This is a genomic window from Campylobacter sp. IFREMER_LSEM_CL2151 (assembly GCF_025771725.1).
GTDB lineage: Bacteria > Campylobacterota > Campylobacteria > Campylobacterales > Campylobacteraceae > Campylobacter_D > Campylobacter_D lari_C.
Genome location: NZ_JAKMQT010000006.1, coordinates 1 through 13,377, shown reverse-complemented (window position 1 = coordinate 13,377; position 13,377 = coordinate 1). Strand labels below are relative to the sequence as shown.

7 protein-coding genes are annotated in these 13,377 nt (G+C 29.1%); 2 read left to right on the top strand and 5 right to left on the bottom strand.

The window, feature by feature from the left end; translation table 11 throughout:
* Positions 1-25 precede the first annotated feature (25 nt).
* The 5 genes from L8V82_RS05320 to L8V82_RS05300 form a co-directional block, all read right to left on the bottom strand.
* On the bottom strand, positions 26-1,969 hold the full coding sequence (locus L8V82_RS05320) for a BCCT family transporter (RefSeq protein WP_263724258.1): 1,944 nt from the start codon (positions 1,967-1,969) through the stop codon (positions 26-28).
* Between the two features lie 57 nt (positions 1,970-2,026).
* Positions 2,027-2,602 carry a DUF3226 domain-containing protein gene (locus L8V82_RS05315; protein WP_263674924.1) on the bottom strand — a complete coding sequence of 192 codons (576 nt, stop codon included), beginning with the start codon at positions 2,600-2,602 and terminating at the stop codon, positions 2,027-2,029.
* Complete coding sequence (locus L8V82_RS05310) at positions 2,592-3,629, bottom strand: AAA family ATPase (RefSeq protein ID WP_114640696.1); 1,038 nt, start codon at positions 3,627-3,629, stop codon at positions 2,592-2,594. The genes L8V82_RS05315 and L8V82_RS05310 overlap by 11 nt, the downstream gene beginning before the upstream one ends.
* A gap of 108 nt (positions 3,630-3,737) precedes the next feature.
* Positions 3,738-5,534, bottom strand: a complete 1,797-nt coding sequence (locus L8V82_RS05305) for a pentapeptide repeat-containing protein (protein WP_263724257.1) — start codon at positions 5,532-5,534, stop codon at positions 3,738-3,740.
* The gene (locus L8V82_RS05300) at positions 5,534-9,331 is read right to left on the bottom strand and encodes an Eco57I restriction-modification methylase domain-containing protein (protein WP_263724256.1); all 3,798 of its coding nucleotides are present in this window, start codon (positions 9,329-9,331) and stop codon (positions 5,534-5,536) included. Before L8V82_RS05300 ends, L8V82_RS05305 begins: the two co-directional genes overlap by 1 nt.
* 206 nt (positions 9,332-9,537) lie before the next feature.
* Between L8V82_RS05300 and L8V82_RS05295 the strand changes: the two genes are divergently transcribed.
* Complete coding sequence (locus L8V82_RS05295) at positions 9,538-10,116, top strand: cytochrome C (protein ID WP_263724255.1); 579 nt, start codon at positions 9,538-9,540, stop codon at positions 10,114-10,116.
* Position 10,117: 1 nt separating this feature from the next.
* Positions 10,118-12,637, top strand: a complete 2,520-nt coding sequence (locus L8V82_RS05290; RefSeq protein WP_263724254.1) for a molybdopterin guanine dinucleotide-containing S/N-oxide reductase — start codon at positions 10,118-10,120, stop codon at positions 12,635-12,637.
* Positions 12,638-13,377: the final 740 nt, after the last annotated feature.

The window sequence follows — 13,377 nt, the reverse complement described above, 5'->3', positions numbered from 1 at the left end:
AAATAAAGTGAAATTATAACGCTTTTTAATCATAAGCTTTGGTAAAAATTTCATTTTTATCATCAAATAAAAGTTGCAAATACCTCTCATATTGCTTTAGTATATCTACGATGATTTCTTGCTCGTTTAAATACTCTATATTATAACCATTACGCGAATCAGCAAAGAAAGTTTGTGGCTCAAAGATAAATTCTTTAGAATAAGTTGGCATAAATTTATCATCGATTATGCTTTGGCTTGCTTGTTTTTTTACTACTTGCACTCCATAGATAAAATCTTTTGCAAATTCTTTTTTTATAATCAAACTTATACTTGATTTTTCTTGAACAATTTGTGTTTTTAAGCCGTAATTTTTTAGACTTTGGCTGAGTGATTCCATAGCATTTTTGACTTTGGTGTTTAAAAAATTTTGTATGTCTTGTTCTTTGCTTTGTTTTAAAATTCTAGCTAGTCTTTCTTGCCAAAATTCCCCTGAAAAATACACACTACTTTGACTAAGCTTAGTTAAAGAGTAATTTACATCTACGATTAAACCTTTAAGCAGTGAAAAACACATCAAACAAAGCAAAAAGGCAAAAGGTAAAGCCACTATCATGGTGATACTTAAAATCGCTCCCAAACCACCTGAATACAGCAAAGAAGTAGCCAAAAGTGCAAGCACAAAACCCCAAAGGACATTTTGCCATTTGTATGGCTCATGAGCCCCACCACTGCTTAAAGAATTTAACACAAATATCCCACTATCTGCTGAAGTGATAAAAAACAAAGCTAAAACCAAAAGCGCAAGCAAAGAACTAAAATAAGAAAAAGAAAAATTTTGTAAAAAATAAAAAAGCAAGCTTTCAGGTGCTGAAGTAAAAGGACTTAAGATATCATTGAAATGTAAAGCACTATTGCCAAAAATGCTAAACCAAAGTATATTAAAACTAGTAGGCACTACAAGCACACCAAAGATAAATTCCCTTATAGTTCTACCGCGAGAAATCTTAGCAATGAAAAAGCCCACAAAAGGCGCCCAACTAAGCCACCAAGCCCAATAATAAATAGTCCAGTTATTAAACCACTCTATATGCTCTTTTTCATAATAATAAGTCTTAAAACTCAAAGAAATTAAATTTTGCAAATAATTTCCAATATTAGAGCTAAATTGTGAAAGAATTTGAATGGTGTTGGTTGAAAAAAGCACAAAAAGCATTAAACACACTGCAAAAACCAAGTTTGCCTCGCTTAAAATTTTTAAGCCCTTTGTCAAACCACTAATCGATGAAAGCGTAGCTAAAGAAATAATGATGATTATAATCACGCTTTGTTCTAAAAAGCTTTGTTCGTTTAAAATACCTAAATTTAAAAAGCCAGCATTAAGCTGAGAAGCACTATAACCAAGCGTAGTGCTAATTCCAAAAACCGTAACAATTAAAGCTAGCATATCGACTAAATTTCCCCAAAAGCCATAAATTTTATCTTTAAGCAAAGGATAAAAAGCGCTACGCAAACTAAGAGGCATTTTATATCTAAAACCAAAATACGCCATAGCCAAAGCACATACCCCATAAATAGCCCATGGGTGAATTCCCCAGTGGAAGATAGTATGTAGCATAGCTTCTTCATCGCTTGTTTGTAAGGCTTTTTTATGTATAAGAGGTTCAGCCACACCAAAATACATAAGCCCCACACCCATACCCGTAGCAAAAAGCATAGCAAGCCATGAAGTGAATTTAAAATGAGGTTTTTCATCATCATCGCCGAGCTTGATATCACCAAATTTTGAAAGAGCAAGTGCTAGCATAAAACACAAAAAAAAACTCACGCTTAGTATATAAAACCATGAAAAATTTGCAAAAATCCCACTTTTGATATGATTGATAAAATCATTTGTAAGTTTAGGCAAGAAAATACAACTAAGACTTAAGATGATTATAATGCTAATGCTTGGGATAAAAACTGATTTTTTAAAACTTGTCTTTAGCATGGTACTCCTTTTTTGGATAATTTTCATTATACCATAAGCTAAAAACGAGCAAAAAACCTATTTACAATAACTATTATAATGCTTTATGAGAAAATCTTTCAGAGACTTAAGTGCTATGTGATTAAAATCAAAAATTTCAGCATAAGAATTTTTTCTTGCTTTTTTAGCTTTTTCATCATTTGATGGAGAAAAACCTAATGCTTCAAAATAAGCAAATCTAGCTGATTTTTTATGGATATTTTTACTATATTGTGGATTAAGCTTTTCTATGCATTTTTTATAATTTTCAAAGCACTGACAAATTTGTGCTTCTTTGGCTATGGCAAATAAAAGGGTTTCTAGTTCTCCATTTTCAAAATTATTTGGAAAAAGAAAGATATTTTCATCTTGTAATAAATCTTTACTTTCTTTTTTAATCCTTTCTAATGTTGAGTTAAAATTTTTATCTGTATCAAAAATAAGTAAAATTTTTTCATTATTATCTTTTGCTTCTTCCATTTTAGATATAGCATCTTCATCAAGATGATTTTTTCCACATGGTATTATATTTGCATTTGGAAGTTTTAAAAAATTTAAATATTGTTCTAAAAATTCTTTATCATGCTTTCCTTCTACAAAAATATTAATTTTCATTATTTTCTCCTCTAGGATCTATCCTATCAAGAGTGAAATAAGCTTCGCCATTTTGAGAATACGAATAAGTCTTAATGCCTTTTTCTGTTAAAGCTACTTTAAATATTTTACTCTCATCATTTAAAATTTTTCTTGCTATATCTAAAAATTCAAGACTATGAGTAGTAAAAAAGAATTGAAAATCTAATTTTTTTGATAATTTTAAAATACTTTTTAAAAGTTTTTGCGTGCTAGAAAAATGCAAACCATTTTCAATCTCATCTATACAAACGCAAAAACGCGTATGCCATTGATTTGCTGCTAGCATTAAAGCAAGTATGCAAGTGTATTTTTTAAACCCTTCACCTAAAAAATTAATATCAATCAACTTTTCTATGTTTTTAAGATTAACCAAAACACTATTTGCTTGTGTTTCTATATCGATAATTCTCTCATCAAAAAGTCTTAAATACCCCAAAAGCTCATCTCTTTTTTTCTCTTTTCTTACAATATCAATAAAATACTTCAAACCCCACTGCTCTATATCACTTGGAAGGTATAAAGCTAAAAGTGGAAGTTGCTCGTCGCTTTTGGTGGAATCTTGTATATCGCCATTAAATTGAACACTAAAATGAGAGTTAAATTCTTTTTTTTCGTGTATTCTTGTGAAATTTAAACCATTGATATTTTGCTCTAGCATAGAACTTTGTTTAAATTTTTCTTGAGAAATGCTTTCACTTTCAGTTTTTGGTTGAATTTGAACTTGGATGTTTTTTTCATCATAGTTTGAGTGTATTTTAACTGGTGTTAAAAAATCAAAATTATAAAAAATACTAGAAAGATTAGCAGGTATTACCATAGTGCGACGAAAATTTTGAATTCTTATCAAAGAATTTGCTTCTTCTTGACTATAACACATAAAAATAGCTTCTAAGATACTCGTTTTACCACAACTATTTTCTCCGACAAAAATATTAAAACGCTTAAAATCTTTGATTTCTAAATCTTTCAAACCTCTAAAATTTGTAATTTTTATAGTTTTAATCATTTAAATTCCTAAGAAAAATTGATTTAATGCTAGATTTATTCTTTGATTTTAATTATATATCTTTTAAGCTAAATTTTTACAATAACACAAAATAAAAAAAGCCAAGCTTTAGCTTGGCACTATGGAGTTTTTGCGTGCGGTTTTTTGGAGTGAGAATATCACTAAAGCTACAAGTATAAAATACACTACCGATAAACTAAGCAGTAAAGGATAAGTAGCGTTGCTGTCTTTTTCTAAAAAGCTTCCAAACACAGGAAGCATTAAACTAGGTTTTGCAAGTAGTGCAAAAATACAAACTATATAAGAAATACCAATGATGATTTTTCTTATAATTTCTTGCTTATCATCAAGTAAAATAAATTTCAATACAAAAAATACAAAAAGACTTATAATAGCAATATGTGTATACAAAGCTACAAAATCTAAAAAATTAAAAATCACATAAAAAAAGCTAACAAAAATATATAAATTAGTAAAAATATTGAAAGAAAGTATCGGTAAAACTATAAATAATAAAATCAATACATAAACAAAATTGCTTTTTATAAATTCATCTAGCTTGCCACTTTCTTTGTTTATATTTAAACCAAAGATATTATAAGTCGTTTTATTGTATTCTTTAAAGATATAACTTTCGTTAGTATCTACTTGAACGATATGATATTTTGCATTATTTTCTATGCTAGGTTGTTTAAATTTATCAAGTGCAAAAGAAAAAACGCTAAAAAGCATGATGATTATAAGTAGATTATGAAACACCTTTAGCAAGTCTGTATGATGATCACAAAGTTTGCGATAAAAGAAAAGCTGATATTTATCCACCACATCTTTAAAGGTTTTATCTTTTTTATTTTTTAGTTCTAACTCTTTACAATAAAGCTCGTATTTATGAAAATTTGAAGCGTCTAAAAGATTATTATCTTTTATCAATGCATTTTTAAAAACCCTAAAAGAATCTCTAAAATCATTTGCAAATTTATCTAAAGGTTTTTTATCTCTCTCATTTTTATTAAAATCCTCATATTCTTGTTTGATTTTTTCTTGCAAATTATCAAAAGTAAAATTTAAATTTGTATTGACAGCATTTAAACTTCCTTTAAAAATCGCTTGAGAAAAATTCGGAGCTTTATCAAATGTAGCTCCATAAAAACTAGCTGTCTTTTCAAATTCGCACTCATGAAAATCGGCATAATCTTTAAAATGACAATTAGAAAAATTTGTATTTTCTAAAAATTTTATTTTTGAAAAAAATAATTTCTTTGTAAAAATAGAATTTTTAAATGAAACATTATTTAAATGCTTGTTTTTTAATAAAATTCTAAAATCTGCATTATCTATAAAAGTACAATTTTCAGCAATAAAACTACTATTACTTTCTAAAAATCCATCATAAGAACATGATTTACAAAAAACACTTTCACTAATATCAATTTCACCATCAAAAAATCCAAAAATTGAAAAATTGTTCATAAAAATAGTTTTAAACTTTAAATTATTATCTGCAGTGCCATGTGTGTAGAATTTTTTCTCAACACCTACAAATTTTTTATTTGTCATAATTTTGTTTAAATCATTTATTTTAGTATTGTATTGTTTTTCAAATTCATTAAAATCATCAGGAGTTAAATATTCATTACTTCCTAAGATTTTTATAGGAACTAAAACTTTATAAAATATAATATTATTAATTATGTGCTTACATATTATTTCTTTTAAATATTCATGATTTTTTATTGTTTCATATATAAAATGTGTTGAAAAATGATTATATTTATCTGCATATAAATATTTTTTACATGATTTATTTTTATAATTACATATAATTTTTAATGCAACTCTTTCTAGTCCTATTTCTTCTTGAATAGAAATCAATTTACCTACTTTTACTTCTAATATTTCTCCCATCACTTGCCTTCGATTATTTTTATTTCTTCTTCGTTTAGGTTGTAAAGTTTATAAACGATAGAGTTTATTTTATCTTCTTGGGTTTTGGTGTCTGCTTTTTTGTCTTGTTCTTTAGCTTTTAAAATCTCATCGACTAAGCTTATAAGCTTGTTTGCTAGTTTTTCATTTTTAGAATTTATTTTTGGTATACAAAATTTTTCTATATAAGCAGGTTTAATCCTATAAAATCCACCTCTCATCACAACGCTAGTTTTTTGCAAAAACCACCAAGTTAATGATGAATTTAAAATAGCTATTAAATACTTATAATCTAAATTTTTATATTCTTCATTTTTAACATAACCATAAATAGTTGTAGTGAAATAAAATTTTCCAAGATCATCAAAAGCAAAATGAGTATTATTACAAATATCTGGACAAAGTAATTTTTCTTTATCGAATAATGTTTGATTTTTTGGATAAATATATCTCCACCATAAATCATCATTAGATAATCTTCCGTTTTCTCTTGCTCTTAAAACATTTTCACACTCTTTTAAATAACTCCAAGCTTTTGGAAATTTAGCTTTTAATTCCTTTTCATCATAAAGAGACATTTTTGCTTTAGTATTTACATCATCTTGTTTATAATAAGGAAACAAAACCATTGAATTTGAAACAGGTTTTTCATATCTATGAAAATTATCACCCATTAAAAGTGGTTTTAAAATTTCTTTTTCTATCTCCACTTCCTTATTAAGCTCTTTAGAATATCCTTTAACTAGATTTTTATTTTCTTTGCAATCTTTTAAAAAATAAACACTATCTTTACTTGTAGCTAAACCTTGAAAAATTTTAGAAAAAATATTTTTCACCATTATATGTTGATTAATTTTTGAGAAAATTTCTTGATTTAAATTTTCTTCAAAACTCCAAAATGATGAAGATAGTTTTTTATTGTCTATAATTTTAAAATCTTCTTCTTGTAAATTAAAAATAAAATTTGACATTTCTTCTTTTGAGTTGATATTTTTATCCGTTTGAATAAATTTCAAATGCGAAGAATTATTCTCAAACCATTGCAAAGCCGTATATGTTGAAGCATCAAAAACCTGAAATTCCCCAAAAGATATAATCTTGCTAATCTTATCTTTTACAAATTCTCTTAAATTTAACCCAAAATCAGCATTAATCCATTTATGAGGCATTATAAAAGCAATTGTTCCTTTATTTTTTATAAGCTTAAAACATTGCTCTACAAACAAAATGTATATATCATAATTTTTACTTGCCACTTTAAAATGTTTTTTATAATACTGCGATAAATTTTTATCTAACCCTTGTATTCTTATATAAGGTGGGTTACCGATGATGAGATCAAACCCTTTAAAATTCCCGCCCTCATCAAGCACTTCGCTAAATTCAAAACGCCATTCAAAAGGATTTGCACTTTCTAAGTCAAATATACTCTCATAAAGCTTTTTAAGCTTTTTAAATTCTTTCTTAGCCGCACTTTCATCAAAGTCAAATTCAAACATATTTTTAGAGAAAAATGCTCTAAAATTCTCATCTTTTTCATCTTGTGCTAAAAAATCGCCGTATTTTTTAGAGTATTCATTAGCGCCGTTGGTAAGTTGCTTGATCTCTTTGGCAAATTTGTCTTTTAAACAGAAATTTTTAAAAGATTCTTTGAGGTTTTTGATCTCTTTTGCGATGAGAGTTTTATCGGTGTAAAAGCCTTCTTTATAGTCTTTGACTATGCGTTTGTATTTATCCATGCGTTCTTTGATGTTGGGATAGTGAGAAAGGCTTTTGTGAATTTCAAAATAACTTATAAGCGAATTCCCGCATTTTATGTTGATATCGATGTTTGGTAGGGTTTTAAGATCATGATAGTTTGTATCATCAAAGCTTTCATAAAAGCTGTGTTTTAAAAGCTCTATCCAAAGCCTTAGTTTAGTGATCTCACATGAGTTTGGGTTGATATCTACTCCAAAAAGGTTGTTTTCTATGATGTCTTTTTTACGCTCGAAAAGTTCTTTTTGGCAAAGGTGGGTTTTGTCTTTGTCAAAATCAGGGCGTTTATACTCTAAAAACTGGCCTTTGTGATTTTGCACTAAAATTTCATCATTTTGCACGCTTAGGTAAAAGTCCTCTTCAAACAAGCCAAGCTCATAATGCACCATAAGCATGGCATTTAAAGCTGAAACTAAAAAATGCCCACTTCCCACCGCAGGATCGCAAATGCGTATGGAACTTAGCAAGGCTAGTTTTTGTTCTTGAGGGATTTTTTCTTGACGTAGCTGGATTCTTAGCTCGTTTAGCTTGGTGGCATTTAGCTTAAAAGTATGGTTAAACTTATCTAGCACGACTTTTTCTATGCTTGCTTTACACATATATGAAGTGATAAAACTTGGGGTATAAAAACTACCTTCTTTATAGCCATTTAGCTTTTCAAAGACATTTCCCAAAACGCTTGAGTTGATGAGTTCTTTTTGCTTGATGAGTTCTTCGCTTTGCTCATCTGCTCCAAAGTCAAAGCTGTCTAAAAACTCAAACAAATACTCAAGCAAACCTACTTTGTCTTTTTTACTTTTTCCCTTGTCATCTTTTAACTGCGTGTGCGGGTGATACTCTAGCAAAGCGTCATTTTCTAAAGTAGCGATTTCTAGTGTGGTTTTTTCGATGGCTTGTTTTTCAAAAAGTGATGAATTTAAATAAGGCAAATAGCTAAATTTACTCTGCGTCCTTGTGTGCTTTTCTTTAGCTAAGATATCAAAGAAAAGATGTGAAAGGGTAGTAAAATTTGGAATTTTTTCATAGTTTAGAAATTTAAGGGTTTTATCATCATTAAATCTAACTAAATTTGACTCGATAAGCTTTAAAAATAAAATACGATTTAACCAAAGTATGATGAATTTTAACACCTCTTCAAAATCATGCTTTGGAAGCTTGCTCGCTATGAGATGATAAAGTGTGCCTTGGGCTTGTTTACTTTGCTCACTTTGCGTGATGATGAATTTAGAAAGCTGCTTACTCTCGCTTAAACCTAGGATGTATAAAAGCTCTTTATAGAATGCGTTGTTTAATGAGTTTGCGTCATTTGGGCTAAATTCATTGAGCAAAAAGTCTTTGTGGAAGGTTTTGAAAATGCTTGCTAGGTTTTTGAAATTTGACTTTTGCTTGTCTTTTAAAAAGGCTAAATCGATGAAAAAGCCTTTTAAGCTTTCTTTAGAATTTTCTATGAGCTTGCCTGCTTCTTTGTAAAATTCATCAGTATTGCCTTTAAAAAGTGAATTTGGGCTTTGAAATTCTTCAAAAAGCTTTTTAAAGCTTGTGTTTTTATAAAAAAGTTCTTCAAACTCACTAGCTTTGAAAATGTAGAATTTATAAAAGTCTGTGATGATGATAAATTTCAAACTAAAGCTATACTCTCTGTTTCTAAAATAATACAAAATGGCTTCATGCAAGGCTTTGGAATTTGGCTTTGTATGGGTGATGAATTCTTTTGAGTTAGGCTTTTTAGCTTCGATAAGAACTTCTAAGTCTTTGCTAAGCTCATCTTTAGCGATGGCTAAATCAATCTCGCTTTTGCCTTTTTGTTTGGTTTTGATGTGGGTTTTGAAATTTAACATGGTTAAAAATGGACTAAGCGCATTAGCTACAAGATAGTCTTCATTTTCACTTTGTGAGCTTTCAAGCCTTTCTAGATACTGCGTTAAAGCCTTGCTAAAAGTGTCAAATTCATTTTGTGTGATTTGCTTTTTGCGGTAGTAAGGGTTGAAAAAATCTTTTTCATTTAGCAAAGTAAAGTGCATTTTTAACCTTTATAAAGAATATTTTGTATTTTACTAAAATTTACTTTAAAGGATTGAAAAGACTTTGTGAAAATATAAAAACAAATAAATTGCTAATTAATAAAAAATTATTAAATAATATTTAATTTTATGATTTTTGTGCTAAGAAATTTTTAATTTTATTGATATACAATAAGTTTATATCAAAAAAATGTCAAGGAGGCAAAATGGGAAAAATTTTGGTTATCTGCTTAGCACTTGTTTCTTTTGTTTGTGCTAAAAATGAATTTTTTACAAGTGAAGTAAGCTCACTTTACTTAAGCAAAAATGACACAAAAGCTGTTGGTAGATTGCTACCTACAAATCCTTTTGAAATATTAAAAACTGATGGAGATAAAGTTTTAGTCAAGATCACAGGCTATGTTAATCCTGCTTCGCCTTCTGTACTTTATTACAACGATAGTCAAAGAATCATAGTTGCTGCATTTTCTAAAAATACAAAACTTGATTTTAAAACTTACACAAAAAGCAAAAATGGCAAATGGGATAAAACTACCATAGAAGTTTGGACTGATAAGAAAGATTTTACAAAAAGCAATAAAGAAATGTTTATAAAAGCAAAAGAACTTTATATGAACAACTGCGGAATTTGTCATAGTATTCATAAAGAAAGCGAATTTAGCGCTAATGGTTGGCCTGCTACTTTTAGATCAATGGTAAATAGAACAGGAATTGATAAAAAAGATCATTGGTTAGTGATACAGTATTTACAAAAAAATGCAAAAGATTTTAAGGAGGTAAAATAAAATGGGGCTTGATAGAAGAAAATTTTTAAAAATTGGTGCTGGTTTAAGTGTATTACCTCTGGTTCCTAGTTTGGTTATGGGAAAAAGCGTTGAAGCTTCAACTATAAATTCAGGTTTAGTAAAAAATGGAAGCGTGATAACAGCAGCACATTGGGGAATTTTAAAGCTTACCATTAAAGATGGCATTGTGATCAAAAGTGAGCCATGGGAAAAAGTAACACAAATTGACAATCCCTTACAACACTATACAGCAGATATGATCTATAAATCACGTGTGAAATATCCTTATGTAAGAAAAAGTTATCTTGAAAATCCTGACAATCCAAAGCCTGAGCTTAGAGGAAAAGATGAATTTGTGCGTGTAAGTTATGATGAGGCTATAAAACTTATAGCAAAAGAACTTAAAAAAACAAGAGAGCAAAAAGGAACCCAAGCTATATTTGGTGGAAGTTATGGGTGGAAATCTAGCGGAAATATGCAAAATTGTAGAATATTACTTCATAGATTTTTAAATGTCACAGGTGGGTTTGTAGGGACTACTGGAGATTACTCAACCGGAGCTTCTCAAGTGATCATGCCTTATGTTGTAGGCTCCATTGAAGTATATGAACAGCAAACTTCATGGGAAAATATTTTAGAACATTCTAAAATAGTAGTTATTTGGGGTGCTAATCCTATCGCCACTTTAAGAATAGCTTGGACTTCAAACGACCAAAGAGGTTTGCAGTATTTTGAAAAATTAAAAAATAGCAAGATCAAGGTTATTTGTATAGATCCTATAAAAACTGAAACTGCTAAATTTTTAAATGCACAATGGATCTCCCCAAGACCAAATACAGATGTTGCTATGATGATAGGTATGGCTAGTCATCTGATCGAAAAAAATAAAGTCAATTATGAATTTTTAGAAAATTATACAAGTGGTTTTGATAAATTTAAAGCTTATTTAGATGGCAAGAATGATGGTATTAAAAAAGATGTAAAATGGGCAAGCAAAATTTGCGGGATTGATGAAAAAACCATTAAAACACTAGCTGAAAGCTTTTATGATAACCCTACTATGCTCATGAGTGGTTGGGGTATGCAAAGAGCTCATCATGGTGAACAACCTCATTGGATGTTAATAACCCTAGCTTCAATGATCGGACAAATTGGTACTAAAGGAGGTGGCTTTGGCTTAAGCTATCACTATAGCAATGGTGGGGTTCCATCATGCAAAGGTGGTGTTATAGGAGGTATTACAGCAGGAACTGTGGGAATTTGGGAAAATGGAAAATTTAAGGGGCTACCAAAAGCAGGAGTTAGTCAAGGTGGTGCCGAATGGCTACAAAATGCTGCTAGTTATTCTTTTCCAGTAGCTAGAATAGCTGATGCTTTGTTAAATCCTGGAAAAGTTATAGACAATAATGGTTCTAAGATAACCTATCCTGATATTGACTTTATTTATTGGGCGGGTGGAAATCCTATAGTTCATCATCAAGATACAAACAATAATGTAAAAGCATGGCAAAAACCAAGAACTATAGTTGTAAATGAAATTTATTGGACTCCAACTGCCAAAATGGCAGATATTGTAATGCCTACCACAAGTTCTTATGAACGAGATGATATTACCATGAGTGGTGATTATTCTAATATGAATATAGTTCCAATGAAGCAAGCGGTATTACCAATAGGCGAGAGCAAAGATGACTATGAAATTTTTGCTGATATTTGTAAAGTGTATGGAGATGATGTATTTAATGCTTATACTGAAAATGGTAAAAATGCAAAAGATTTTATCAAAGAATACTACAATAGCGCTTTAAAACAAACTCAAGCTTATGGGGATGTATTTGAACCAAAAATGCCAAGTTTTGAAGAATTTTGGGCGAAAAACGAGCCTATAACTTTTTCTCCAACTATAGAAAGTATGGAATGGGTTAGATTTTCTGAATTTATCGAAGATCCTATCTTAAATGCTCTAGGCACTGAATCAGGTTTGATAGAAATTTACTCAAAAACTATTGAAAAATATAACTATAAAGACTGCAAAGCACATCCAATGTGGATGGAGCCAATAGAATGGCTAGGAAATGCTACTAAGGAAACACCTTTTCATCTACTAACCAATCACCCAACAAATAGACTCCACTCACAAATGTGCCATACTTCACTGCATGAAAAGTATGCGGTAAATGATAGAGAGCCTATCTTAATCAATCCTATTGATGCTAAAAAACTTGGAATCAGAAATGGCGATATTGTAAGAGTTTTCAATAAAAGAGGTCAAGTTCTCGCGGGTGCTGTAGTAACTAAAGATATTATGCCAAATGCTGTAAGATTATGCGAAGGTGGATGGTATGACCCAAATCATGAAGGAATGTGCAAATACGGAAACGTAAATGTCTTAACTATTGATATGCCAACTTCTGAATTAGCAAACGGAAATATTTCTCATACAAGCTTGGTAAATATAGAAAAATACAAAGGAATACCACCTGAAATAACAGCATTTACAGCTCCAAAAGGCGCTGAATAAACATTCTCTTTCTTAGAAGATAATTTCTTCTAAGAAAGCTATATTTTTAAACCCGTATGTCATCATAAATTTTATTATAAATTAAACTCGTACATAACAACCAAAAACTAAAACCCAAATTTATCAAACTCACCATAAACATTTTAAAGCTAAAACGACTAAATCTCCAAACTCAACCCATCAAATAAACCATTAAAACAATTCAATAACCAACAACACAGAAAGCCATAATAAACAGCTAAAAAACCAAATATTTCATTCTTGATAAATATTCTATCTAACCATAAAAAACCATAAAAATTTAAAAATAAAACCAATAAAAAATAAAAAAACAAACTAATCTAAGGATTAAGCCAATAAATAACTAAACAACATATAAAACTAAAATTTTATAAAATAATAAAAAATAACAATAAATACCCTATCTAATCAACACGAATTAATTAAAAATTTTCACAAACAAACAACCAAAAACTAGAAATTAAAAAATCACCTACAGTTAACAACCAAGCTGACTAAATAACTAAATAAAGAATAAATTAAAAAAACCATAAAATTTAAAAATAGAACCCATAAAACAAATAAAAACAAAAACATCTAAAATAAAATAACTAAACTAACATATAAAAATAAAAAACCATAGCCAAATAAAAAAACAAACTATTCTAAAAAAATTTAAAAATAGCGTCACAAACAAATAATCTAAAAATAAACCAATTCAATAACTAACAATAAAAACA